Origin of the sequence: Rhodovulum imhoffii (assembly GCF_003046545.1) — a bacterium.
Lineage (GTDB): Bacteria > Pseudomonadota > Alphaproteobacteria > Rhodobacterales > Rhodobacteraceae > Rhodovulum > Rhodovulum imhoffii.
In genome coordinates this window covers 115,548-140,937 of the sequence record NZ_QAAA01000007.1, presented here as the reverse complement: position 1 = coordinate 140,937, position 25,390 = coordinate 115,548, and the positions used below count along the sequence as shown (strand labels likewise).

Sequence of the window (25,390 nt, the reverse complement as noted above, 5' to 3'; positions counted from 1 at the left end):
GCCGAAAACGACTACGGATCCCTCGGAGACACATCAACTCTCGCAGACCCCTCCGTCGTCGATAACCTCATCGAAAACAGAAAAAAATAAAAAAAAGGGCTCGCCCTTGGGCGCGCCCTCATTGCTGGGGGGAGATCATGACACGCGCAACTTTTATTCTTATGGGGCCGCCCGGAGCAGGCAAGGGCACGCAAGCCCGCCTGCTGCAAGAGCGGCACGGCTTCGTTCAGCTTTCCACCGGGGATCTTCTGCGGGCCGCAGTGGCCGAGGGCACCCAGGCGGGGCAAAAGGCTGAAGCCGTGATGGAGGCGGGCGGTCTGGTCGGCGACGAGATCGTCACCGCGATTTTGCAAGATCGCCTGGCCGAACCCGACTGTGGCGCCGGGATAATCCTTGATGGCTTTCCTCGAACGCCCTGCCAGGCTGAGGCCCTGGACGACTTGCTGGCGGGTGCGGGCCGCAAGGTCGATGCGGCGATCATCCTTGAGGTGGATGATGCCGCAATGGTTGCGCGGATTTGCGGACGTTTCACCTGTGCGAACTGTGGGGAAGGCTACCACGACAGATACAAGCCCTTGCGTGCGCCGGGGGTGTGCGATGCCTGTGGCGGTTCCGAAATGAAGCGCCGCGACGATGACACCCCCGATACCGTCGCCGCGCGCCTTCGGGCCTACCACGCCCAGACCGCACCGTTGATTGCGCTCTATGAAGGACGCGGCGTCCTGCGCCGGGTGGATGCGATGGGAGACATCGCCGCCATTGCCACGACGTTGGAAGAAATCGCCGGCCGGGTGGTCGCCTGACGACCGCCCGGCAACCAGAAACACGAGAAGGGAGGAACATTCCGTGTCCGAAAAAGACTCAGCCAACGCATATTGGAAGACCAATCTGCGGATCATCACCTGGAGCCTCGTCATTTGGGCGCTGGTTTCCTTCGGCTTCGGTATCCTGCTGCGCCCGCTGATTGCGGGGATCAAGGTTGGCGGGACTGACCTGGGGTTCTGGTTCGCCCAGCAAGGGTCGATCCTGGTCTTCCTGGCCCTGATCTTCTTTTACGCCTGGCGCATGAACCGGCTGGATCGCCAGCATGGTCTCGGCGAGGAGTAAGCGACAATGGATCAGTTCGTTATCAACCTCATTTTCGTTGGCGCGTCCTTCGCGCTTTATATCGGTATCGCGATCTGGGCCCGCGCCGGGTCCACGTCGGAATTCTATGCCGCCGGGCGCGGCGTGCACCCGGTCACCAACGGCATGGCCACCGCGGCAGACTGGATGTCCGCCGCGAGTTTCATCTCGATGGCGGGGCTGATTGCCTTCGTCGGGTATGATAACAGTTCATTCCTGATGGGCTGGACGGGCGGTTACGTGCTTTTGGCGCTTCTGCTGGCCCCTTACCTGCGCAAGTTCGGTAAGTTCACGGTGTCCGAGTTCATCGGCGACCGGTTCTACAGCCAGACCGCGCGGATGGTGGCGGTAATCTGCCTGATCGTGGCCTCGACCACCTACGTGATCGGCCAGATGACAGGCGTGGGCGTGGCCTTTGGCCGCTTTCTGGAAGTGGACAACACCACGGGCCTTCTGATCGGCGCCTGTGTCGTCTTCGCCTACGCGGTGTTCGGAGGCATGAAAGGCGTGACCTACACGCAGGTGGCGCAATACGTTGTGCTGATCACCGCATACACGATCCCGGCGATTTTCATCTCGCTGCAACTGACGGGCAACCCGGTTCCGGCGCTGGGTCTTTTCGGGGATCACCAGGCCAGTGGCGAGCCGTTGCTGGCCAAGCTCGACCAGATCGTGCGCGAGCTGGGATTTGCCGAATACACCGCCCACCATGCGGACACCATCAACATGGTGCTGTTCACGCTGTCGCTGATGATCGGGACGGCGGGGCTGCCGCATGTCATCATGCGCTTCTTTACCGTGCCGAAAGTGGCCGATGCGCGCTGGTCGGCGGGCTGGGCGCTGGTTTTCATTGCGCTGCTTTACCTCACGGCCCCTGCCGTTGGTGCCATGGCGCGGCTGAACATCAGCGAACTGATGTGGCCCGAAGGCCCGCAGGGTCAGGCTGTGTCCGTGGAAACCATTGAGACCGACGAGAAATACGACTGGATGGCCACCTGGCAGAAAACCGGCCTTCTGGGATGGGAAGACAAGAACGGCGACGGTCGTATCCAGTACTACAACGACACCTCGCCCGACATGAAGGCCCGCGCCGAGGCCGAGGGCTGGCAGGGTAACGAACTGACCAATTTCAACCGCGACATCCTCGTTCTGGCGAATCCCGAAATCGCCAACCTGCCGGGCTGGGTCATCGGTCTGATCGCGGCGGGGGGGCTTGCGGCGGCGCTCTCGACGGCGGCGGGTTTGTTGCTGGCGATCTCGTCCGCCGTGTCGCACGACCTGATCAAGGGCGCAATCAATCCCGGAATCAGCGAAAAGGGCGAATTGCTTTCCGCCCGCCTCGCGATGGCACTGGCGATTGTCGTGGCCACTTACCTGGGCCTGAACCCACCGGGTTTCGCGGCACAGACTGTGGCCCTGGCGTTCGGCCTGGCGGCGGCGTCGATCTTCCCGGCACTGATGATGGGGATTTTCTCGACCCGCATCAACAATACCGGTGCCGTGGCGGGCATGCTGGCCGGCCTGGTAACCACCCTTGTCTACATCTTCCTGCACAAGGGTTGGTTCTTCATTCCCGGCACCAACAGCTTCACCGATGCCGATCCGCTGTTGTTCACGGTCAAGTCGACCTCTTTCGGGGCGATCGGCGCGGCGATCAACTTTGCCACCGCGTATATCGTGGCCGGCATGACCAAGGAACCGCCGGAAGAGATCCGGCAGCTTGTCGAAAGCGTGCGCGTCCCGCGCGGGGCGGGTGCGGCCACAGATCACTGAACCCGACCGGGGGGGCGGCGACGCCCGCCCCCCTTCCCGGCACACGCAGGAGGAGCGCCGTGCCCGATTCCGACCTTCTGGCGAGCTTGCGCCGCCACCCGCCCTTCGACACGTTGCCTGACAGCGCCTTGCCGCTGCTGGAGGGCGGGCTGACCCGCATCTCCGCCGCGCCTGGCCATGTCGTTTTCGCATTGGGCACACGGCTGGAGGGGCTTTACGTCATCGAGGCCGGTGGCGTGGACCTGGAAGACGACAGCGCAGAACCGATCTCCCACCGCGGTCCCGGTGACGTGATCGGGCAGAAGGGGCTGATGCTTCTGGGGCGTGCGACGCTGACCGCGCGCGTGACCGGTCCCGCCCGTCTTTTACGGGTGCGCAAGGATTGCTTTTACGATCTTCTCGACGAGGTTCCCGATTTCGCGGCGTGGTTCGATCGTGCTCCGCCTGCCCGGCCGCAGGCGCTTGCCTCTGCCGGGCTGACGGCGTTGCAGGTTTCTGACCTGATGGCGAAGACACCTGTCACTTGCCCGGTTTCGGCTGTCATCGCGGATGTTGCGCGCCTGATGCGTGCACACCGTATTTCCTCGGTCGTAGTGATGGAGGGCGACCGCCATGTCGGTATCGTGACGGCCCGTGACCTGACCAACCGGGTGCTGGCAGAGGGTTTGAGCGGCGCCGCCCCGGTCCGGGATGTCATGACCCCGGATCCCATTACCATCGCCCCCGATGCGCTGGGGCTGGATGCGTTGATGATGCTGGCGGATCATGGCATCAGTCACCTGCCGGTGGCCGAAAGGGGCAGGGTCGTCGGAATGATCGGACGGACGGATCTGTTTCGTCAGCAGGCCGCCACTGCCAGCCACATGATTGCGGAGATCGCTTCGGCCGACAGTGCCGGGGCGATGGCCGGGGTTGTCGCGCAGGTGCCCGCGCTTCTGGCCCAGCTGGTCAGTGCCGGAACGGCACCCGGACCGGTCTGCCGCCGTATTACCGACATTACCGATGCCGTGACGCGCCGTCTTCTGGCGCTGGCCGAGGCGCAGCTCGGCCCGGCACCGGTGCCCTATCTGTGGCTGGCCTGCGGATCGCAGGGCCGGCGGGAGCAGACCGGGCAGAGCGATCAGGACAACTGCCTGATTCTGGACGATGCCGCCACGTCCGGGGACGATGCCTATTTCGCCGCGCTGGCGCAGATCGTCTCGGACGGGTTGCATGCCTGCGGGTATGTCTACTGCCCCGGCGACATGATGGCGACCAACCCGCGCTGGCGACAGCCACGCCGGGTCTGGCGCGACTATTTTTCCAAATGGATCGGCCAGCCCGACACGGAGGCGCAGATGCTGGCTTCGGTGATGTTCGATCTGCGTCCGATCAGTGGCGAGGCGGCCTTGTTCGAAGACCTTCAGGCCGAAACGCTCAGGATGGCGCGGGCAAACTCGATCTTCGTGGCGCACATGGTGTCGAATTCGATCAAGCACGCGCCGCCGCTGGGCCTTTTCCGCGGATTCGCGCTGATCCGTTCCGGGGAGCACAAGAACATGCTCGATCTCAAGCACTCCGGCGTGGTGCCGGTGGTGGATCTGGGCCGGGTTTATGCGCTCCGGGGGGCGATCGAGGCGGTCAACACCCGTGAGAGACTGGAAATCGCCCGCGATACCGGCGTGGTGTCGAAGGCGGGGGCTCTTGATCTTATCGATGCCTATGACCTGATTTCCGAAACCCGTTTGCGCCATCAGGCCCGCCAGATCCGCGCCGGGCAAAAGCCCGACAATTTCATGGCGCCGGGCCAGATGTCGGAGTTGGAGCGGAACCATCTTCGAGACGCTTTCACCGTGATTAAAACCATGCAATCCGCCGCCTCGCAGGGGCGCGGCACATTGGGGTAACCTATGTTCCTGGAACTGATCGCCACCTTTATCGCAGGTATTGCCGCCGCCGGTGTGGCGCTGTTGTTGAACATGGCTTCGGGGCGGCGGCTGCCCCGCTGGCTGATGCCGGTGGCGGCCGGGGCGGCAATGTTGGGGTATACGATCTGGTCGGAATACAGCTGGGCCGGCCGTACCGTTGCCGCCCTGCCGGACGGTGTGCGGGAAATCCACCGCGTCCGGCAAAAGGTGCTGTGGAAGCCCTGGACCTATGCGGCGCCCCAAACCACCGCCGTGATGGCCGCCGATCTGGCCGGGGTCGCGCAAAACCCTGCTGCGCCAGGGGTGAGCCTGGTGGATTTGTACTTTTTTACCCGCTGGATGCCCGCCCGGCGGGTGCCGCAGCTTGTCGATTGCGCCGCGGGTGCGCGGGCGGACGTGTCGGATGCGGGGTTGTCGGATCCGGCCGCTGCCCGCTGGCGAGGCCTGCGTCCGGACGACCCGCTTTTGAAGGCGGTTTGCGCGCCTGAGAGCAGGGGGGCCGGATGACGCGGAAATCGGTGCTTCTGGTCGAGGATGAGGACAACATCGCACTGGCGCTGGAGTTTCTGATTGCCCGCCAGGGGTATGATCTGCGCCGGGTGCAGGACGGGGCGGCGGCGTTGTCGGCCTTGCGCGAAAGCCCGCCCGACCTTGTCGTGCTGGATGTGATGCTGCCCGAACGTTCGGGTTATGAGCTGTGCCAGATCATCCGCCGGGACGCGGCGCTGAAACATGTGAAAGTGCTGATGATGACCGCCCGTGGCGGTGAGATCGAGCGCCGCAAGGGAATGGCGTTGGGCGCGGACGCGTTCCTGACCAAACCGTTCGCCACCAGCGACCTGACCGCCCGCATCGCCGCCCTGCTGGGGAGTACGGATGCCTGAACGTCTTGGCCTCCGGGTGCGGTTCGCACTGTTTTTCGCGGCGCTGGCACTCGCGGTGGCGGTGGCGCTGGTGGCCGGGCTCTGGATTGGGCATGCGCGGGCCGGCGGGCCGGCGCAGGGCTACGTCATTGCCGGTTTGGTCGCGGGGTTCGTCCTGATCGGAGCAACGGCCTGGGTGGCGATCCTGTTCGATGAAAATGTGGCCAGGCCGATGCTGGCGCTGGCCTCTGACCTGCGCACCCGCGCCCGTACCGGCATCGACACCGAGATCGACGCGGAGCGCGTGCGTTATCTGGGGGCCCTGGCTCCCGCGGCAACCGCCGTACATCGTGCCTTGTCACAGGCGCGCGCCGAACAAACCCACGCCGTAGCCGAGCAGACGGCCCGCCTCAATCGGGAAAAGGCGGTGTTCGAGACCCTGTTGCGCGACATGGCCGAGGGTGTCGTGGTGGCCACATCCGATCACCGGATCATGCTGTACAATCGCGCGGCGCAGGGCCTTCTGGGCGATCTGGGGCTGAACCGGCCGCTGACCGCCTTTCTGCGGGCCGAACCCCTGACCCACGCGCTGGATCGCCTGAACGCCCGTGCCACTCGCGGTCAGGTCGAGGCGGAGCGGTTCCTTGCCGCCACGGCGCGCGGCCGGCGGTTCCTGCTGGCCCGCGTCAGCCCCGTCACCGCGGAGGGGGAGCGGGTGGGCTATGTCCTGATTTTCCACGACGCGACGGAAGATCTTGCGGCCCATGCCGAGCGAGACCACCTGTTCAACGCCCTGCTGGAGACCGTTCGCCGGCCGACGGCGGCAATCGGCGCCCTGTTCGACGCGCTGGAGGCCGCGCCCGACCTTGCCTCCGGTCCGCGGGCCGCGTTCACGACGGCCCTGCGCGATGAGTTGGGCCGCCTGGTCACCGGCCTGGCCGAAATGGGAGAGCGCCACAACGCTGCCATGACCCGCCATTGGCCTATGCCGGAGGTTGCCTCGGATGACATCTTCGATGGGTTGCGGGCCCGCCATGACGGGCTGGCGGGGCAGGGCCATACGCAGTTCCTGCACTGCGACGGGTTTGCCATTCTCGAAGTGCTCAGCCGTCTGATAGAGGGCCTTTCCGCCAGTGCGACCCGTGAGGAGTTTGCCCTGTCGGCATTGCCGCAAGGGCGCGAGGTCTGGCTGATACTCGATTGGCAGGGAGAGGACGCCCCCGATGGCCTTCTGGACAACTGGCTGAGCCGACCGTTGACACATGGGTACGGAAAATACTCCGGTCGCGATGTTCTGGAGGGCCACGGGACCGAGATCTGGTCGGAGCCTACCCGTACGGGCCATCGTCTTGTTTTGCCGCTGGAGGCCGCCGATGCCGCCCGCCTGACGCCGACGGATCCGCGCCCGGAATTCTACGACTTCACCTTGCCTGGGCTGTCCGCAGGCAGCGCCGATACCCGCAGGCTGAGCGAGTTGAGCTTCGTCGTTTTCGATACCGAAACCACCGGGCTCGCCCCGCGCTCGGGGGACGAGATTGTGCAGATCGCGGGGATACGCATCGTCAACGGGCGGCTCCTGCAAGGGGAAGTTTTCGACACGCTGGTCAACCCCAACCGCCGGATTCCGGCGGCGGCAACCGCCGTGCATGGGATCAGCGAGGCCCAGGTGCAGGATGCCCCCGACATCACCGAGGCCGGGCGCAGGTTCCACGCCTTTTGCGAGGGTGCGGTTCTGGTGGCACACAACGCGCCTTTCGACATGGCATTCCTGAAATTGAAGGAAGACCGGATCGGGCGCCGCTTCGAAAACCCCGTGTTGTGCACGGTGTTGTTGTCGGCGCATTTGTTCGATCATTCCGGCGATCACACGCTGGATGCGCTGGTGCGCCGCTTCGGCATCGATCTGCCCGAAGACAAGCGCCATACCGCGCTTGGGGACGCTCTTGCCACGGCACAGGTGTTCCAGCATATGCTGGGGCTTCTGGAGGGCACGGGGGTCGGCACGCTGGCCGAGGCGCTGGATGTCAGCCGCAAGATGACCCAGATCCGGCGTGCCCAGAAGTACTAGGGCGTTTGACCCTGAACACCGCGAGATACAGCGCCGGCACGAAGATCAGCGTGATCAGGGTGCCGGCGATGATGCCGCCCATCATCGCGTAGGCCATTGGCCCCCAGAAGATCTGACGTGAAATCGGGATCAGTGCGAGGCTCGCGGCGGCGGCCGTCAGCAGGATCGGACGGGCACGGCTGTCGCTGGCGTGGAACACGGCGTTCCATGCGTCCATGCCCTTGCCGCGCAGGACCTCGATCTCGCAGACCAGTATGATCGAGTTGCGGATCAGGATTCCGACCAGAGCCAGCACCCCGAGGATTGCCACGAAGCCCAGCGGCGCCCCCGAGGACAGCAGAGCCACGACCACTCCGATCAGGCCCAGCGGCGCCACGCACAGCACCACAAAGCCCAGCCGGAACCCCTGCATCTGTATCATGATCAGCGTCAGCATGATGAGTGTCATCAGCGGCACGACCCTGGCAATGGGGCCCTGGCTTTCGGCGCTTTCCTCGACCGAGCCGCCGACCGCGATGTGGTAGCCATGAGGAAGCGTATCGGCGAAGGCGGCGATCGTGCCGGCGAGATCGTTGACCACGGTTGCGGGCTGATCGCCGGTGGCGAGTGCGGCCTGCACGGTGATCGTCGGGACGCGGTTGCGTTGATGGATGACGGGCTGTTCGGTTTCGTAGCGGAAATTTGCCACGGCCCGCAGCGGGATCGCACCGCCCGGCCCCGTGGACAGCTGGAGATTCTCCAGCGCCTCGACCGACCGGCGCGCCTCTTCGTCCCCGCGTGCGACGATCCCGATCAGGTGGTCGGCATCCCGCAGTTCCGTTACTTCCACCCCGTCATAGATCGTGTAGAGCGTGGCGGCGATATCGCGCGAGGTCAGGCCAAGCTGGCGCGCCCTGTCATGCAGGATATCCACGGCCACGACGCGGACCGGCTCGTTCCAGTCCAGGACCACGCCGGTCAGGCGCGTGTCCCGCGCCACCAGCGCGGCAAGATCGCGGGCATGGTCGCGCAGGGCGTCGATGTCGGGGCCGCTGAGACGGTATTGAACCGGGCGGCCCACGGGGGGGCCGATTTCCAGAAGCTTCACGAACAGGTCCACGCCGGGGAAATCTTCCCGTGCGATCTGTTGCAGTTCTGTCCGCAGCGCATCGCGTGCGGCGACGGATTTCGACTGGATGACCACCTGCCCCGTGTTCTGGGCCGGCGTCAGCACATCATAGGCCAGAATGAAGCGCGGCGCGGTGCGCCCGACATAGGAGGTCCAGTATGCGACATGGGGGTTGTCTTTCAGGTGTGCCTCCAGCCGGTCCATCTGCGCTTGCGTTTCCGTGATGGAGGCATTTTGCGGCAGCCTCACGTCCACGATCAGCTCTGGCCGGTCGGAGTTGGGAAAGAATTGTTGTTCGACAAAGCGCATGCCGTAAACGGACAGGCCGAAAGCGGCCACCGTCAGCCCGATGGTAACCCAGCGATGTGTCATTCCGATCCGCAGAACCTTGTGGAAGGTCCGGCGCACGATACCCCCTCCCTCCGCATGGGGCCTGAGCGTTTTCGGAAGGAAGCTCACCCCGAGAAGAGGTGCGAACAACACCGCCACACCCCACGAGATCAGCAGCGAGACCGCGATGACCACGAACAGCGAGAAGGTGAATTCCCCCGCGGCGGAATCGTTCAGCCCGATGGGAATGAACCCCGCCATCGTCACCAGCGTGCCCGAGAGCATCGGGAAGGCGATCGACGTCCACGCGTAAGAAGCCGCCTGTGTCAGCCCTTCGCCCTTTTCCAGCCGGGAAATCATCGTTTCGATGGCGATCATGGCGTCGTCGACCAATAGCCCAAGCGCGATGATCAGGGCCCCCAGGGAAACCCGCTGCAAGGTAAAACCCGTATAGTGCATGAACACGAAAGTCAGTGCCAGCACCAGCGGTACGGTGGTCGTGACCACCAGCCCCGCACGCCAGCCGAGGCTGATGAAGCTGACCGCCAGCACGATCAGTACCGCCTCTGCCAGGGCCTTGAGGAAGTGGTTTACCGCGTGGTCCACGACCTGCGGCTGGTCGGCAACCTGGTGAATCTCGACCCCCACGGGCAGGGAACGGCGCGCGTCTTCGATCACGTCCGTCAGGGCTGCGCCGAAGTCGAGGATGTTGGCGCCCGTGCGCATCCCGACGGCCATTCCGATCGCCTCCCGGCCGTTGAAGCGGAAAATATCCTCCGGCGGATCGGCATAGTCGCGGCGGATGCTGGCGACATCGGAAAGGCGGAAGAAGCGATCCGCAACCCGCAGATTGACATCCAGCAGGCTTCCGGTGCCGGTGAAGTCTCCGCCGATGCGCACGAGAACCCGCTCCGGCCCTGCGTCGATCACGCCGGAAGGCAGGATGGCGTTCTGCGCCGCCAGGGTTTCCTGTACCTGTTTCTGATCCAGCCCCAGCGCGGCAAGCTTGTCGATGTCGAATTCGAGGTAGATAACCTCCTCGCGGGTGCCGAACAACTCCACCTTGCCGGCATCCTCGATCTGCTGCACGATCCGGCGGACATCTTCGGCGTAATCGCGGATCTCGCGGCGGGTGAATCCGTCCGAGGTGAAGGCATAGAGATTGCCGAACACGTCCCCGAAATCGTCGTTGAAGCGGAAACCGGCGAATTCCGCCGGAAACTCATCGCGGATATCGGCCATCATGTTGCGGACCTGCTGCCATATCCTGGGCAGTTCTCCCGCATGCGTGTCGGGGCGCAGCTCGATATAGACGATCGATTCGCCGGGGCGTGTGATGGATTCGGTGTAATCCAGTTCCGGCAAGTCGCTCAGTTTCTTCTCGATCCTGTCGGTCACCTGTGTCAGCGTCTGCTGCACATCGGCGCCAGGCAGGGCGGCGGAGACGATCATCGTCTTTATCGCGAAGTCGGGATCTTCCTCGCGCCCGATGCCGGTATAGGCCAGAGCTCCGGCCAGGACCGAGACAATCATGAGGAACCACACGAAGGACCGGTGCTGAAGGGCCCAGTCCGACAGGTTGAACCGTTTCATTCCGTCACGCGCGGGCCGACACGCTGCCCGTCCTGCAATGAATGGATGCCTTTGAGAACGACCTCGTCCCCTGCGGAAAGCCCGGAGCTGACGCGGACCATGTCACCGAAAACCGGGCCCAGGACAACGGGCCGCCGATGCACGGTGTCATCGGTCCGGTCCACGATCCACAGAGCGGTGCCGCCGTTCTCGATCAACACGGAAGACAGAGGGACGCGCCACCCTTCCGCCACGCTTCCGATGGGCAGAACACGCACCAGGGTCCCCAGCCGGAACGCGCTTGGAGGGTCTTCCAGCGACAGGTAAAGCCGCCGGGTGCGGGTCGCGCGTTGCGCGACCGGGTCGGTCCGGTCCAGCCGCGCCCGGGCCCTGAGCCCGGGGGTGATGGCCAGCGCCACGTCGAATACCGCGCCGGGCGGCAGACGCGCGGCGTCTTTCTCGGTCACGTCGATGACGACCTCGCGCACATCCTGGGCCGCGAGGCTCAGCACCGGCTGACCGGCGGCAACGGTTGCGCCCGGCTCCAGGTGGACGGCGGTGACGACCCCGTCATGCGGGGCGGAAAGCGTTGCCAGTCCGCGCAGATAATCCGCCCGGGCCAGCGTGGCTCGGGCCTGTTCAAGCTGGGCTTCGGCTGCGGTCAGGGCGCGTCTTGCATCCTCCAGACGGGTGGCGCTGCCCACCCCGCGGGCGGCCAGTTCGCGGGCGCGGGTTTCCGCATCTCTGGCAGAGCGCAACTGGGCCTCGGCCACACTCACGCCGGCCTGGGCCGCGCGCTGATCGGCGTCCAGGTCCTGAGGGTCGAGTCGCGCCAGGATATCGCCTTTTTGGACGCGCTGGCCGATTTCTGCCGGGCGCGCGGCCAGAGTCCCGATCAGGGGAAAACCGAGGTCGGTCTTGGTCCTGGCCTCGACCGTGCCGACATAACCGCGTCGGGTGTCCGGACTGATCTCTATGATTGCCGAAACGACCGGACGCGCGGGGGTGTCGGCCAGCGCCGGAGCCGGGAGCAAAAGAAACCATGCAAGGATGCGGATCATTGGACCGCCTCCCGCACAATACGGCCGGGATACATCAAATGCGCCCCGCGGGCGACGACCCGGGCGCCGTTTTCCAGCCCCCGGCGGATCACGACGCGGTCGGTCTCGAACCGCTCGATCTCGATGGCGTGCAGGGAAACGGCCATGGTTTCCGGGTCTGTGACCCAGACGGCGGGGCCCTCGGCGGTATTGGTCAGTGCCGTATAGGGCAACACGATGTGGGGGGCGCTGGTCTGCGTAACGACACCGCGAACCGCATCGCCATAGGCGGTGGCGACCGGAGGAGAGGAGACCGAAACCGTTACCCGCACAGTTCCAGAGCGCGGATCGACCAATGGCGAAACCTCGCGCACGCGGCCGCCGAAAAGCGTACCGGGGCGGTCGATCAGCGAAAGCGCCACCTCCCGCACGCCGCTGAATCCGACCAGAAAAGCCTCTGGGACCTCGAAAACGGCGTCCAGCCCGTCGCCCAGCGCCAGGTCCATCACCGGTTGGGCGGCGCCGACAACCTCACCGGGTTCTGCCATGCGCCTGATGACTGTGGCGCGGGCCGGGGCGGAAAGAACCGTGTCGTTCAGCGCCTTGGCGGTGCGGTCCAGGTCGGCCCGTGTCTGTGCGACGGCGGCTTCCGCGATCTGAAGCGCATCCTCGGCGGCATCGCGCCGGATGCGGGTGGTGGCGCCGCGCGCCAACAGGGCATCCTGCCGGTCCAGATCTTCGATCGCTTGCCGGTAGTCGGCCTCGGCGGTGGCCAGGCCTGCTTGCGCGGCGCGCAGGGCCTGTTGTTGCCGGACCGACTCCATCCGTGCCAGCGGGGTCCCCGCAGCGATGCGATCCCCGGCCTCCGCGAGAACCTCGGACAGGCGCCCCTCCATCGGAAAGGAAACGCCGACCGCGTCGCGCGCGACGATCTCCCCGGTCAGGGCGTAGCGCCTTGTATCGGACACGGCGCTGGCGGTAACGACTTCGACAATGAGCGGATCCGCCAGCGCGGGCGCTGCCAGAAAGGCCAGGGCAAGTGCGCGCAGCAGGCTCATGGCCGGGCCCCGGTACCGGGCAAATCCGCGAGCGAGGCTTCAAGACGATCGAACACCGCGCGCTCTTCGTCCGAGCTGAGCGGGGAAAGATCGAACAGGTGGAAGAACTGCAGGCCCTCCAGGGCTGCCCAGATTGCGAAGGCGCCGAAGGGGTCGGTCGTTTCGCGTTGAATGTCGGCCCAGAACTGGCGGAATTTCCGGCGGGCCGGGTCCAGCAAGCCAGGCTTTTCCGCCAGCACCGTCACCAGCGCCACGCGCACCCCGTTCCTGGTCCAGGCGCAGTGGCGCAGGGTGCTCAGCGCCGCCCTAAGCGTCGGGTTGGGCTGGCCGGATATCTCCTCGCGCCGGCGCAGGATCTCGATGGCGGTCTCTTCGATCATTTTGTCCAGCATGCCCTGAAGAAGCGCGCATTTGTTGGGAAAATGATACAGCACGCCCCCTTTGCTGACCCCTGCCGCGCGGGCGGCGGCCTCCAGTGTCAGGTGGCGCGCCCCCTGGTCCTGTGCGATCTGCTCGGCCGCGTCGAGAATACGGGTTCGGGCATCTGCCATGATTGCGGTTCCTGTACCGTCCGGACGGTACAGGAGATGGCAGAACCGTTGCCTTGTCAAGGGCGTCAGACCGGCAACACCGTAGTGGATTTGATTTCTTCCATCGAAAGCAGCGCGGTGATCTCGAACACCTTCACCTCTGAAATCAGGGCCTGGTAGAACTGGTCATAGGCGCGGGCGTTGGGAACCCGCACCTTCAGAATATAATCGATGTCCCCGGCCAGCCGGTGGGCTTCCTGCACCTCAGGGCGGGCGCGCAGGGTGGCCAGAAAGCGCCCCTGCCACTCGGCATCATGTTCGCTGGTGCGGACCAGAACGAAAAAGCATGCCTCCAGCCCCAGCGCCTCGGGCGAAAGCAGGACTGTCTGCGCGCCGATCACGCCGCCTTCGCGCATCTTGCGAATCCGGTTCCACACCGGGGTTTTCGACGATCCGACCTTGCGCGCGATTTCGTCCAGGGACTGGCTGGCGTCATTTTGCAATTCGCGCAGAATCTTACGGTCGAGCGGGTCGAGCTTGGTCTGCATCGGGCCTCCTTTTCGGCAAAGCGCCGCCGCACAGAATATTCTTCCGCAAGAAATAGCCCCTTTTGGTCCCGGGCGGAACAGCGTTCCGCTCTGCCGGGGAGGGTGAAATCGTATTGAAAGCGGTCTTTCAGATACACATTTCTAAGACGCAACTGGTATGGGAGCACTGAAATGACAATCGACCGCGCCGTGATGGCATTTGCCGGTATAATGATTCTTCTGTCCCTGGCCCTTGGCACATGGGTATCGGGGTGGTGGTATCTGTTGACAGCGTTCGTCGGTCTCAACCTGATTCAGGCGTCGTTCACCGGGTTCTGCCCGGCGGCGATGGGCTTCAGGAAGCTGGGCATCCAGCCCGGAACCGCGTTCGACTGAGCCTTCCCCCGGCGGGCGAGCTGGCATAAAAGACGCCCATGGCCGTCACCCTGACCCACCTGGGCGCCGATCCGGGCTTTGACCAGATCATCGATGTGCGCTCGCCCGCCGAATTTACCGAGGATCACATCCCCGGCTCAATCAGCCTGCCCGTTCTGAACAACGAAGAACGCGCGCGTGTCGGTACGATCTATACGCAGGGCAGCCCCTTCAGGGCGCGCAAGATCGGGGCGGCACTGGTGGCACGCAATGCTGCGGGCCATATCGAAACGGCGCTGGCCGACCGGCCCAGGGGTTGGAGGCCACTGATCTATTGCTGGCGGGGTGGGCAGCGGTCGGGCAGTTTCGCGCTGATCCTGAAACAGGTAGGTTGGCGGGCGGATACGGTCGAGGGCGGTTACCGCAGTTACCGGCGCCTTGTACATGACAGTCTTTATGGCGCGCCATGGCCTTGTCCGGTGGTGGTTCTGGATGGCAATACCGGCACGGCAAAGACCGACCTTCTGCCGCTTCTGGCCGAGCGGGGTGTGCAGGTCCTCGACCTGGAGGGAATGGCCAACCACCGGGGATCCTTGTTTGGGGCGGTGGCGGGGGGGCAACCGGCGCAGAAGGGGTTTGAGACCGCGCTCGCCCATGCCCGCGCGGCACTGGACCCGACCCGCCCGGTGGTGGTGGAGGCGGAATCGAGCAAGATCGGCGACCTGATCCTGCCCCCCGGCCTTTGGGCGGCAATGAAAGCCGCCCCCCGGATCGAACTGTGCGTTCCCCTGGCGGAGCGTGCCCGATACCTTACCCGCCGTTACAGCGATGTGACCGATGACCCGGCGCGTCTTCTGGCGACGCTCGATGCGCTTGCCCGCCTGCACCCGCGGGAGCGCATCGAAGCGTGGCGGAAAATGGCCAGGGACCGCGCATTCGAACCGCTTGCCGCATCGTTGATGAAAGCCCATTACGATCCGCGCTATGAACGCCAGCGCGCGCGCTTTTCGGATTTGCCGCATGTGATCCTGTCGCTTGACAGTCTCGGCCCGACGGCCCTGCGTGCCGCGGCATCCCGCATTGCCGGTGCGGTGGACTCCCTGGTGCTTATGCCCGCGCGCTGAACCCGGCCATGAAGCTACGGTCAATCCGGTCTTTCCACTGCCACATCAGGGCCCCCCGCGCCCACAGCCGCCCGCGTACCGCGAGGGCGCGCCGATCCCCCAGCGAGATGAGCTTCAGGTAGTCTGTCTGTGGCCGATAGGGGTGCAGAGGTTCCCCGGACAGGGCGGCGCGCAGGTTGTGGCGCAGAACCGGTGCGGCCCGCACGGCATAGACACCCGCCTTGGGCCGGGGGGCATGGGAGAGATGTGCACAATCCCCGGCGGCGAATATGGCAGGATCGCTGGATTGCAATTGTGCCCCCACCGTTATGAAGCCGTCGGTCAGGTGCAGCCCGGTTTGCCTCAGCCAGCCCTGGGGCCGTGCCCCGCCGACCCCCAGAACGAACCCTGCGGGGATCATGGCGTGACCGTCAACCGCCACCCCGTCGGGCGTGACGGTTTGTGCCGCGGGATAGAGGGCGATGTCCCGGCGCGACAGTTCCGCCAGCAGCGCGCGCCGGACCGGGTCGGGGGCGTCGCGCAGGGGGGTCGCGGCCTCCAGAAGTGCGATGCGGGGGGTCAGCCCATAGGTACGCAGACGGAAATCCGCCGCCAGTGCCAGTTCCACCCCGGCCACGCCCGCGCCAATCACCGCCACCTCCGGCGCCATGAGTCCAGCGGCCGTATGGGCGGTGAATTTTTCCCAGGCCGACACGAAGGTGTCCAGCGGTTTGGCGGCCACGCCGTGGGCTTCAAAGCCGGGCAGGGGCAGGCCGGTTGTGATGCCGATATCCACAGAGGCCACGTCATAGGGGATCTCCTGCCCGGCGACATGGATCACGCGCGCGACACGGTCGATCCCTTCGGCGCGCCCCTCCACCAGGCGCGCGCCTGTGCGGCGGGCCAGGCCGGCGAGGTCGATCTCCAGTGCGGTGCGGGCGTAATGCCCGGCGATCAGCCCCGGCAACATGCCGGAATAAGGTGCGCTGGGCGCGGGGTTGAGAAGCGTAAGCGACACCCCCGGCAGGGGCGTCCAGTCCCGCAAGACCAGGGCGTGCGCATGCCCGCCGCCGATCAGGACAAGGCGTTTGGGGCCAACGAGGCCTATGGGTGCCGTTTCTTGCGCCATATCCGGCCTATCCTATAGCCGTCCTTGCGTTGTCCTGACAGCCCCGGCGTTGCGTCAAGGCGCCTGCCACACACCCTTCCAGCCATCTGTGGCGCAAAACAGGGCCCGGCGGTGATGAGGCAGGCCCAGTTGAAGCGTTTCGATCTCGACCACCGTTCCGCGCAATACGCAATAGGCGCTGTCATCTGGGCCGGGGGTGTGGCAACCGGGGCCGCGGATCGTCGCGCCCGGGGCGGGGTCTCCACCATAGAGGCTGCGGGCCGGGTCGGGGATGGCTTGCCAGTACCCCCCGATCTCTTCGCCCTCCATGACGCGGAAATCCACCCGCAGGCGGATTTGCAGCTTGGCGCGGGCTTCCCAGATCACCAGACTGCCGCGTGGATTGGTGCGCAGTTCTTCCACCTTTGCCGCGCGCAGGTCGGAGTGGACCTCCACCCGGTCCAGTGTCCGGCGTGCCCGGCGCAAAACGACGATGCGGGCTTCGGCCCCTTGCGCGCCGACAGTGGCCAGAACCGGGTGGCGCGCGGCGGCGCGCTTTTCGGCCACGCCGCGTTCCAGCCGCCACCAGACCTGGTCCAGCGTGCCGTCCAGCGTCGAGAAAGGGTCACTCATATCCTGTCATCTCCAGGTAACCCCGTCCGCCGTGGCTGCCCGAGATCTGCACCGGGCCTTCCCAATAGGGAAACAGGGTGTTCATCCAGCTTTGCGCGTTTAGCGCGGTTATTTCCACATCCAGCCCCCGGCCGGGCAATTCTGCGCGCCAACGTACGGGCAGCTTGCGGCCTGCGACCGCCGCGGTCTCCAGCGGTGTCAGACGCAGCAGACCGTCCCGGAAGGGGGCGGCACTGCCGTCAGGACCGATCCAGGTGCCTGAGGTATAAGGCCCTGCGGCGCTGCGCAACTGGAAGGCCATCAGTTTCTCGCCGGTATCGAAATGGAGCGACAACCAGTCCCACCCGGTCTGGTCCGTTCCCAGAGGCTGGCTGGACCATTCACGATCCAGCCACGCCTGCCCGGTGACGGGCACCGGGCCGTCGGCCAGGTTCAGGGTGCCCTCCGCACGGTAGAAGGGTTGGGAATAGTAGTAACTGGCCTGCCCGCTGGCGGATTTGACGGAATACCCGCGATCCCCCTGCAAAACCTGCGGTCCATCCGCCCGCAAGGCCAGGTCATAGGAAAATTCGGGCCCCGAGGCCCACAGGTTCAGCGTCGAGATGCCCGCCTCCGTACCGGTCATGTGCCAGTCGTCGATCCACGCGCGGAACGGCAGGGCTTCCACGCCCGCCTGCCCGATTCCGCCACGCCCCAGTCGCTGGGCTGTGAAATGGCGGCTGGGCGTGGTCAGCCCGGCATGGCCCATCCAGACTTGCGGGTCGTCCCAGCCGGGTCGGGTTTGTGGGGCCAGCGCAGTGCGGAAAAGCGTCCACTGTACGCCATATTCAGTTCCGTCGGGGCCGTTCAGGTTGGCGGTGACATACCACCACTCGACGCGGTATTGCGGGTGTGCGCCGTGATCGCGTGGAAACTCCAGCGCCATACCAGGTGCGGGTACGGCATAACCTTCCGCCGGTTGTCCCAGCCCGGCAAACCCCTGCGCCAGCGCGGGCAGGGGTATCAGACACAGCAACAGCGTCTTAACGTTCATCGGCAAACACCTTCAAAAGCCCCGAAGGGGCGATCCGCGCCAGCCGCCATGCGGGCCAGGCCGCTGCCAGCGCCCCGGCCAGCAACGCCAGCCCGCTCAGCCACAGCCAGTCTCCGGGGAACAGGAACATCGGCAGTCGCCAGCCAAAGGCGGCCACGTTGATTACCGTCAACAGCACCCAGGCCAGCAGCACCCCCACCGGCAGCGCCACCGCCATGGTCAGTACTGCCAGAAGTGCTGCGCGCAAAAGCTCCAGCCAGGCCAGCCGCCGACGTGTCAGACCCAGTGCCCAGACCGGGGCAAGCTGTGGCAACCGCAGGGTGGACAGCGTCAGCAGGCTGGTGAACATCGCGAACCCGGCCACCCCCATCGTCAGCACGTTCAGGGCGGCGGTGACTGCGAAAGTGCGCTCAAAAACCTTCAGGGAGATTTCCTTCACGCGGGCCTGGTCGATCATGTTGTCCTCGGGCAGACCGAACTCCCGTATCAGATCCTTGCGCAGGGCGGACAGGCGGGCCGGGTCGATTCGTACGGCGAACCGCCGGCGGTCCACCTCCGGGTAAAGGGCCACAAGGTCATCGACGCCGATGATGACCTGGCCGCGCGGGTTGCCGTAATCGGAATAGACCCCGACGATGCGCCGCCCGGCCCCGCCGGGCAGGGTGAGCCGGTCGCCCAGCTTCACTGCGCCGCGCCGCCACATCTGTTCGTTGATCAGGGCACCTTGCCCCTTGGCCAGGCTTTGCCACAGGTCCGGCTCCCCGGTCAGGATGGGCCAGTGGTCGGGATAGGTGCGGTGGTCGGCGACGCCGTAGATCTCCACCCGCTGGCCCAGCACCGGCCCCTCGATATGCCAGATCGGCAGCACCGCGTCGCTGCGGGGAAGCAGCCAGTCGTGCAGCGCGCGGGCTTCCTCCCGGGTACGGGCCGTGGCGTAGAACTCCGAGGCCAGCCGCTGATCCAGCCAGCCGGTGAAGGTCAGGCGAAAACTGGAGACCATCGTGCCCACGCCGATATTGGCGGAAAGCGCCAGCAACAGCGCCATCAGCGCCAGTGAAAGCCCCGGCAATTGCTGGCGCGTGTCGGCCCAGAACCAGTGCGTCAGCACGCGGCGGCTGACCCGTTCCGCCCCGGCCAGCAGCAGCGCAAGCACCCCCGGCAGTGCCAGCGCGGCGGCCAGCAGCATCGCCCCCAGCAGGACGAACCCCGCCACGATGCCCCGCCCCCACAGGCCCGCCGCCAGCGCCCCCAGCGCCAGGAGGATCGCCAGCGCCCCCTGCCGTGCCAGCCCCCGCGCCGAGGCCCGCGCCCAGGCCCGCGGCTGTGCCGGGGCCAGCAGAGGCAACCGCCACAACCGCCACAGGCTTTGGCCCGCCGCCCCCAGCGCCCCCGCCAGCGCCATGGCCAGCCCGCCCAGCCACCATTCCGGCCGCAGCGTCAGGCTGCCCGGCACCACCGCGCCATAAAGCCCGCGCAGGCTGGCCGCAACGTCGGGCAACAGCACCGCCGCGATGGCATAGCCCAGCCCGACCCCGGCCAGTCCGGCCAGCAGCGCCAGCAGAACGACCTCTGCCGCCAGCAGGCCGACAAGTGTTTTCACCGGCAACCCCAGGGCGCGAAGGGTTCTAAACAGAGGGCGGCGCTGTTCGAAGGCCAGCCCGATGGCCGAGTGCACGATGAACAGCCCTACCGCGAAAGACAGGAATCCGAAGGCCGTCAGGTTCAGGTGAAAACTGCCTGAAAGCTGCGCCGCGTCCACCTCGGCCTGCGGGGGGTGGCGTTCAAGTTCCGGGGCGACGGTTTCCAGCGGTGCGTGGCCTTTGGGCTGATCGGGTGAAAGCAGAAGGCGATCCATCTGCCCTTCGGCACGCAGCAGGCGCTGGGCAACGCCGACATCCATCATCACCACGCCGGGCACCATATCCGGGGCCGGGCTCAGGGGCGGCAGGCCCTCTGCCCCCTCCATTTCCGCGATGGTGCGGGGAGCGGCATAGCCCAGCCCCGGCGGGCCAAGGAAGGTGGCGAAATCGCCTCCGGCGCGCACCGCCCCGGGCATGGCGCCGCGTGGTGCGGTCAGCGGGTCCACCCCCAGAACGATCACGCCGTGCCCGTCGTGAAAAACCCGCCCCTCGACCACTGGTGTCACCGCCCACCCGGCGCGGCGGAGGCTGACGTAAACCTCCTGCGGGAATCGCTGACCATCGGCAGGCTGGAGCCGCTCCAGCCGGTCTTGTGCCAGGATCCCGGCGGCGCGGGCGTAGCTGGCGCGGGCCTCGGTGTTGATCGCCTGCACCCCGGACCAGAGCGCCGTGGCCAGCGCCAGGCCCAAAAGCACGCTGACCAGTTGCAGTGGATGCCGCCGCCAGTGTGAGAGCAGTGCGGAGAGCGCGGTGCGGCGCATCAGTCAAGCCTCCCGCCCTTGAGGTGCGCCCGCCGCCCCAGCCGCGCCGCGAGGCGCGGCGAGTGGGTGACCATCAACAGCCCGGCCCCGGTTTCCGCGACAAGGGCCAGCATCAGTTCCAGCACCGCGTCGCCGGTTTCCTCATCGAGGTTGCCGGTCGGCTCGTCGGCAAGAATCAGTGCGGGCTTTGCGGCCAGGGTGCGCCCGATGGCAACGCGCTGCTGCTGCCCGCCTGACAGTTGTTCCGGGTAGCGGTCCAGCAACCCGTCCAGCCCCAGCCGCACCGCAAGCGTGGCCTGCCAGGCCGGATCGTGCCGCCCGGCCAGGCGGGCCTGAAAGGCAAGATTCGCGGCCACATCCAGCGACGGGATCAGGTTGAACTGTTGAAACACCAGCCCCACGGTTCCCCGGCGCAGGCGGGCGCGGGTGCTATCATCGGTTTGGGAGATGTCACGCCCCTGTAGACACAACGCCCCCGCGTCGGGCAGGTCCAGCCCCGCGCAAAGGTGCAACAGGGTGCTCTTGCCGGAGCCGGATTCTCCTGTCAGCGCGACGGTTTCACCCGGTCCCACCCGCAGGGAGACCCCGCGCAGGACCGGCACCCGACCGGTCCCGCCGATATAGGATTTTTCGATATCGCACAGTTCAAGCATCGTACCGCCCCGGTTTTTTATCGATCTAGCCCGCCGTTTCGCACAGACATCCCCAATCTCCCCGGTGCAATGTGGCATCCTGCCGGAAAACAGCAGATCATCGGGTGCAGGATCGTACTTTGCGCCCCATCCGGTCCAGAAGTCACAGAGGGGGGAAGGAAAGCACGGGCAACCCGGTGCCATTGCCCGCCATCTGCGCGTGCCAAAGGCTTGCGTATCGACAGGCCTGCCTGACGCCGTCTGCCGGCATCCCCGCTGCCCCGGCCGTTTGATAGCCGCCCGATGGGGGAATCGGGCCCGTTCGCGGCGGTTCTAACTCTGTGCGCGGAGCACCGTTGCGGGCCGCGCGGCCAGAGGCCGCCACGCAAAGCCAAGCCCGGCCAGCAGGGTTGCGAGAGCTCCGCCCCCCACGATCAGGACCGCAGAACCGGGGTGGAAGGTAAAGCTGCCCTCCATCACGAAGGTCATCACCGCCCACCCGGCGCCCCCCCCGGCCAGTAGCGCGACGCCCCCCGCCGCCGCCCCCATCAGGGCCGAGCGCAGCGCGAAAGAGGCCAGCACCTGCGGGCGCACCGCGCCAACGGTTTTCAGCACCGCCGCTTCATAAAGGCGCGCGCGTTCGCCTGCCGCGGCAGCCCCGATCAGCACCATCGCCCCTGCCGCCAGCGTGATTCCCGCCCCGAGGGAAATCGCCGCCGCGAGGCCGCCCAGCACTTCTCCCACCCGGTCCAGTGCATCGCGCACCCGGATAGCGGTGATGTTTGGATAGGCATTGGCCAGGTCGCGCAGCAGGGCGGCCTCCGCCTGGGGCTGGGCGTATATCGTGGCGATATGCGTGTGAGGGGCCCCCTGTAGCGCGCCGGGGTTCATCGACATCACGAACCCGATCCCGGCGGTGGAGAAATCCACCTCGCGGAAACTGGTGACGGTTGCGGTGATATCCCTGCCAAGAATATTCACATCCACCGTATCGCCCAGTTTCAGGCCAAGCTCGCGCGCCTCTTCGGCGGCAAAGCTCATCACCGGGGGGCCGTCATGGGTTTCGGACCACCATACGCCTTCGGTTACGCGCACGTCCGGGGGCTTGCGGGCGGAGTAGGTGACGCCCCGATCGCCGCGCAGCACCCAGTGGTCGCCGGCCACCGCGCGCGCGGGCTGGCCGTTGATGCGGGTGATGATGCCGCGCAGCATAGGCGCGGTTTGCAGTCTTGTTACGCCGGGGGCGTTCTGAACCCGCGCCTTGAACCCGCGCAACTGATCGGGCTGAATATCCACCACGAAATAGGACGGTGCTCGCTTGGGGATATCCTGTGCGATGGCGCTGCGCAGGTTGGCGTCAATCTGCCCGACGGCGGCAAGGACCGACAGCCCCAGCCCCAGGGAAAGTACGACGGAAGTGACTTCTCCCCCCGGCCCGCCGACCGCGCCCAATGCCAGCCGCAGTACCGGGTGGCCCCGCAGGCCGTGCCACCGTGCCAGCCAGCGCGCGCCCCGGTGCAGGGCCAGCGCGGCCAGCGCCAGCAGGCCCAGCGCCCCGGCAATGCCCGCCGCAGCCCAGATCGCCAGCCGGGGGGCCCCGGTGAACAGGGCTGCCAGCCCCACCAGGCCCACGGCCAGCCCCCCCGTGGCGATGACATAGGCCGGGCGCGGCCAGCCGCCTGCCTTTCCGGAAACCTCGCGGAACAGGGCGGCGGCGCGGATGCGCTCGGTACGGGCCAGGGGCCAGAGCGTGAACAGAAGCGCCGTCAGCACGCCATAGGCGGCGGCTTCCATCAGGGGCGCGGGGTGAAGGGCCATTTCCACCGGGACGGGCAGGCGGGCGGTGATCGCCGGGCCAAGGGTCAGCGGCAGCACAGCCCCCAGAGCCAGCCCCAGCACGATACCCAGCCCCGCCAGAACACCGATCTGGATCAGGTAGGCCAGCAGGATCGTCCCGCTTTCGGCCCCCAGTGTCTTGAGCGTGGCGATGACCTGCGTCTTGCGTTCCAGGTAGGCGCGTACCGCGGCGGAGACCCCCACTCCCCCCACGGCCAGGCCCGCCAGCCCGACCAGCACGAGGAACGCCGCCAGGCGATCCACGAAAACGGTCATGCCCGGTGCGCCGTTGCGGGCATCGCGCCAGCGCAGACCGCCCCCGGCAAGGCCGGTCTCGGCCTCGGCCTGAAGGGCGGGCAGGTCTGCGTCCGGAATTGCCAGGCGGTACTTCGTTTCGAAAAGCGTTCCGGGCTGCAAAAGGCCCGAGCCCTCCAGTGCCTCTGTCCGCAGGATCAGCCGTGGGCCAAGGCCGAACCCGCCCCCGGCGGCGTCCGGTTCGCGGGTCAGGATGGCGGACAGGGTGTAGCTTGCGGTGCCAAGGCGGAACGCGTCGCCGGGGCGAAGGCCCAGCCGGTCTGCCAGCACGCGCTCCATCACCGCGCCGTTTCCGGACAGCGCGTCCTCCAGCGCCATCGCGGGGTCCAGCCCCACCCGTCCGTAAAGCGGGTAGGCCCCGTCCACGGCTTTGATCTGTGTCAGGGCGCGGTCCTGGCCCACGGTGATCATGGAGCGGAAATCCACCACCTCGGAAACCTCTCCCGTGGCTTCCATCCACGCGCGTTCCGACAGTGTGGCGAAACGATAGGTGAGCGTGACCTCCGCATCCCCGCCCAGAAGGACCGCACCCTCGCGTTTCAGGCCGGTCTGGATGCTGTCCCGTACGGAACCGACGGCGGCAATGGCCGCCACCCCCAGTGCAAGGCAGGCGAGGAAGATGTAAAACCCCCGCAGGCCGCCGCGCAGTTCCCGCCGGGCGATGCGAAAGGCGATGCGCGGGGTCATTCGGCGGCTTTCCGGTCGGGGGAGATCCGGCCATCGCACAGCCGCACCACCCGGTCGCAGCGCGCGGCAAGCTCGGGCGCATGGGTGACGAGGATCAGCGTTGACCCGTACCGTTCGCGCAGGCCGAACAGAAGATCCATGATCGCGGCGCCGTTTGCACCATCGAGGTTGCCGGTCGGCTCATCGGCCAGCAACAGGCGCGGGCGCGGCGCGGCGGCGCGGGCCAGGGCCACGCGCTGTTGTTCCCCCCCCGACATCTGGGCGGGGTAGTGTCCCATCCGGTGCGCCAGCCCGACGGCGCGCAATTCTTCCGCCGCGCGGTCGAACGCATCGCGGTGGCCGGCCAGTTCCAGCGGCGTGGCCACGTTTTCCTGTGCCGTCATCGTGGGGATCAGGTGGAAGGACTGGAACACCACGCCCATATGCTGGCGGCGAAAGCGGGCCAGCGCGTTCTCGTCCATCGTCGTCAGGTCATGGCCCAGCGCGGTAACGGAGCCGGTGGTGGCGCGTTCCAGCCCGCCCATCAGCATCAGCAGGGACGACTTGCCAGATCCCGACGGTCCCACAAGTCCCAGGGTTTCCCCCGCGCGTACGTCCAGCGTGATGCCGTTCAGGATATTGACCGGACCCGCATTGCCTGCAAGCGTCAGCGAAGCGTTATTCAGGGACAGGATCGTATCGGCCATGAAACACCTTTTTTCGCGCGTGCCTCTCCTTGGATATGGGGTTCTGGCGCTGGGCCTCAACCTTTTTGCCGGGCCGGCGCCGGCGGTCACCATTGCCGCGCTGGGCGACAGCCTGACCCAGGGCTACGGCCTGCCCCCCGAGGAGGGGTTCGTGCCACAGATGGAACGCTGGCTGTCCGCGCGCGGGGCGGAGGCGGTACTGATCAATGCCGGGGTGTCGGGGGATACGACCGCCGGGGGGCTGTCCCGCGTGGGCTGGACCCTGGTGTCCGAGGTGGATGCGATGATCGTGGCGCTGGGCGGCAATGACCTGTTACGGGGACTTGACCCGGCCGCCTCGCGGGCGAATCTGGACGGGATTCTGAAGGCCGCGCAGGACGCGGATGTGGCGGTCTTGCTGGTGGGGTTGTCCGCGCCCGGCAATTACGGCCCCGCCTACAAGGCGGCGTTCGATGCGATGTATCCCGATCTCGCCGCCCGTTACGGGGTTCTGTATTTTGATAATTTTCTGAAAGGAATCAGCAACTTACCAGACCGTGAGGGGGCGATGCGCGTTTACATGCAGCCGGACGGGATCCACCCCAATGCCAAAGGGGTCGCCCTGATCGTTGAGGCAATGGGACCGAAAGTGCTGGAACTGATCGACCGGGCCGAATGACGGCGCGCCGGGCAAGCGAAGC

General features: G+C 66.4%; 22 protein-coding genes. 10 read left to right on the top strand and 12 right to left on the bottom strand.

What is annotated here, in order from left to right:
- The first annotated feature begins 137 nt into the window (after positions 1 to 137).
- Genes C8N32_RS07770 through C8N32_RS07740 form a run of 7 tightly spaced genes read left to right on the top strand, consistent with a single transcriptional unit; the run spans position 138 to position 7,736 of the window.
- Positions 138 to 803: an adenylate kinase gene (locus C8N32_RS07770; protein WP_107892129.1), complete on the top strand. Its 666-nt coding sequence runs from the start codon at positions 138 to 140 to the stop codon at positions 801 to 803.
- A gap of 43 nt (positions 804 to 846) precedes the next feature.
- Complete coding sequence (locus C8N32_RS07765; protein ID WP_107892127.1) at positions 847 to 1,107, top strand: DUF4212 domain-containing protein; 261 nt, start codon at positions 847 to 849, stop codon at positions 1,105 to 1,107.
- 6 nt (positions 1,108 to 1,113) lie between these two features.
- Entirely contained in the window at positions 1,114 to 2,898 is a 1,785-nt protein-coding gene (locus tag C8N32_RS07760) for a sodium:solute symporter family protein (RefSeq protein ID WP_107892125.1), read from the top strand.
- A gap of 59 nt (positions 2,899 to 2,957) precedes the next feature.
- A complete protein-coding gene (locus C8N32_RS07755; protein WP_107892123.1) occupies positions 2,958 to 4,784 on the top strand; it encodes a DUF294 nucleotidyltransferase-like domain-containing protein in 1,827 nt (608 codons plus the stop codon).
- A 3-nt stretch (positions 4,785 to 4,787) separates the two neighbouring features.
- Positions 4,788 to 5,312, top strand: coding sequence for a hypothetical protein (locus C8N32_RS07750; RefSeq protein WP_107892121.1), 525 nt, complete (start codon positions 4,788 to 4,790; stop codon positions 5,310 to 5,312).
- Positions 5,309 to 5,689 (top strand): response regulator transcription factor, encoded by a 381-nt coding sequence (locus C8N32_RS07745; protein ID WP_107892119.1) that lies wholly within the window; start codon positions 5,309 to 5,311, stop codon positions 5,687 to 5,689. The genes C8N32_RS07750 and C8N32_RS07745 overlap by 4 nt, the downstream gene beginning before the upstream one ends.
- The gene (locus C8N32_RS07740; RefSeq protein WP_107892117.1) at positions 5,682 to 7,736 is read left to right on the top strand and encodes a 3'-5' exonuclease; all 2,055 of its coding nucleotides are present in this window, start codon (positions 5,682 to 5,684) and stop codon (positions 7,734 to 7,736) included. The genes C8N32_RS07745 and C8N32_RS07740 overlap by 8 nt, the downstream gene beginning before the upstream one ends.
- Here the strand turns inward: C8N32_RS07740 and C8N32_RS07735 are convergent.
- From C8N32_RS07735 to C8N32_RS07715, 5 genes are all read right to left on the bottom strand, one after another.
- Positions 7,693 to 10,767, bottom strand: a complete 3,075-nt coding sequence (locus tag C8N32_RS07735; RefSeq protein WP_107892114.1) for an efflux RND transporter permease subunit — start codon at positions 10,765 to 10,767, stop codon at positions 7,693 to 7,695. The two genes, C8N32_RS07740 and C8N32_RS07735, sit on opposite strands and share 44 nt — an antisense overlap.
- Positions 10,764 to 11,807, bottom strand: a complete 1,044-nt coding sequence (locus tag C8N32_RS07730; RefSeq protein WP_107892112.1) for an efflux RND transporter periplasmic adaptor subunit — start codon at positions 11,805 to 11,807, stop codon at positions 10,764 to 10,766. The genes C8N32_RS07735 and C8N32_RS07730 overlap by 4 nt, the downstream gene beginning before the upstream one ends.
- The gene (locus C8N32_RS07725) at positions 11,804 to 12,844 is read right to left on the bottom strand and encodes an efflux RND transporter periplasmic adaptor subunit (protein WP_107892110.1); all 1,041 of its coding nucleotides are present in this window, start codon (positions 12,842 to 12,844) and stop codon (positions 11,804 to 11,806) included. The genes C8N32_RS07730 and C8N32_RS07725 overlap by 4 nt, the downstream gene beginning before the upstream one ends.
- Positions 12,841 to 13,395 carry a TetR/AcrR family transcriptional regulator gene (locus tag C8N32_RS07720; RefSeq protein ID WP_107892108.1) on the bottom strand — a complete coding sequence of 185 codons (555 nt, stop codon included), beginning with the start codon at positions 13,393 to 13,395 and terminating at the stop codon, positions 12,841 to 12,843. The genes C8N32_RS07725 and C8N32_RS07720 overlap by 4 nt, the downstream gene beginning before the upstream one ends.
- A 65-nt stretch (positions 13,396 to 13,460) precedes the next feature.
- Positions 13,461 to 13,922: an Lrp/AsnC family transcriptional regulator gene (locus C8N32_RS07715; protein WP_107892106.1), complete on the bottom strand. Its 462-nt coding sequence runs from the start codon at positions 13,920 to 13,922 to the stop codon at positions 13,461 to 13,463.
- A gap of 171 nt (positions 13,923 to 14,093) precedes the next feature.
- On the opposite strand from C8N32_RS07715, the gene C8N32_RS07710 reads away from it, so the two are divergent.
- Both C8N32_RS07710 and mnmH read left to right on the top strand, forming a co-directional pair.
- Positions 14,094 to 14,297: a YgaP family membrane protein gene (locus C8N32_RS07710; RefSeq protein WP_107892104.1), complete on the top strand. Its 204-nt coding sequence runs from the start codon at positions 14,094 to 14,096 to the stop codon at positions 14,295 to 14,297.
- Positions 14,298 to 14,335: 38 nt separating this feature from the next.
- The gene (gene mnmH, locus C8N32_RS07705; RefSeq protein WP_107892101.1) at positions 14,336 to 15,400 is read left to right on the top strand and encodes a tRNA 2-selenouridine(34) synthase MnmH; all 1,065 of its coding nucleotides are present in this window, start codon (positions 14,336 to 14,338) and stop codon (positions 15,398 to 15,400) included.
- Here the strand turns inward: mnmH and C8N32_RS07700 are convergent.
- From C8N32_RS07700 to C8N32_RS07670, 7 genes are all read right to left on the bottom strand, one after another.
- Positions 15,384 to 16,508: an FAD-dependent oxidoreductase gene (locus C8N32_RS07700; protein WP_107892099.1), complete on the bottom strand. Its 1,125-nt coding sequence runs from the start codon at positions 16,506 to 16,508 to the stop codon at positions 15,384 to 15,386. The two genes, mnmH and C8N32_RS07700, sit on opposite strands and share 17 nt — an antisense overlap.
- A 54-nt stretch (positions 16,509 to 16,562) precedes the next feature.
- Positions 16,563 to 17,120, bottom strand: coding sequence for a pyridoxamine 5'-phosphate oxidase family protein (locus tag C8N32_RS07695; protein WP_107892097.1), 558 nt, complete (start codon positions 17,118 to 17,120; stop codon positions 16,563 to 16,565).
- A complete protein-coding gene (locus C8N32_RS07690) occupies positions 17,113 to 18,153 on the bottom strand; it encodes a lipocalin-like domain-containing protein (RefSeq protein ID WP_107892095.1) in 1,041 nt (346 codons plus the stop codon). The genes C8N32_RS07695 and C8N32_RS07690 overlap by 8 nt, the downstream gene beginning before the upstream one ends.
- The gene (locus C8N32_RS07685; RefSeq protein WP_107892093.1) at positions 18,143 to 20,554 is read right to left on the bottom strand and encodes an FtsX-like permease family protein; all 2,412 of its coding nucleotides are present in this window, start codon (positions 20,552 to 20,554) and stop codon (positions 18,143 to 18,145) included. Before C8N32_RS07685 ends, C8N32_RS07690 begins: the two co-directional genes overlap by 11 nt.
- Entirely contained in the window at positions 20,554 to 21,207 is a 654-nt protein-coding gene (locus C8N32_RS07680) for an ABC transporter ATP-binding protein (RefSeq protein ID WP_107892091.1), read from the bottom strand. Before C8N32_RS07680 ends, C8N32_RS07685 begins: the two co-directional genes overlap by 1 nt.
- 312 nt (positions 21,208 to 21,519) lie before the next feature.
- Positions 21,520 to 24,024, bottom strand: a complete 2,505-nt coding sequence (locus C8N32_RS07675) for an ABC transporter permease (RefSeq protein WP_107892089.1) — start codon at positions 24,022 to 24,024, stop codon at positions 21,520 to 21,522.
- Positions 24,021 to 24,710, bottom strand: a complete 690-nt coding sequence (locus tag C8N32_RS07670) for an ABC transporter ATP-binding protein (protein WP_107892087.1) — start codon at positions 24,708 to 24,710, stop codon at positions 24,021 to 24,023. The genes C8N32_RS07675 and C8N32_RS07670 overlap by 4 nt, the downstream gene beginning before the upstream one ends.
- Here C8N32_RS07670 and C8N32_RS07665 point away from each other — a divergent pair.
- Positions 24,709 to 25,368, top strand: coding sequence for an arylesterase (locus C8N32_RS07665; protein WP_107892085.1), 660 nt, complete (start codon positions 24,709 to 24,711; stop codon positions 25,366 to 25,368). The two genes, C8N32_RS07670 and C8N32_RS07665, sit on opposite strands and share 2 nt — an antisense overlap.
- Positions 25,369 to 25,390: the final 22 nt, after the last annotated feature.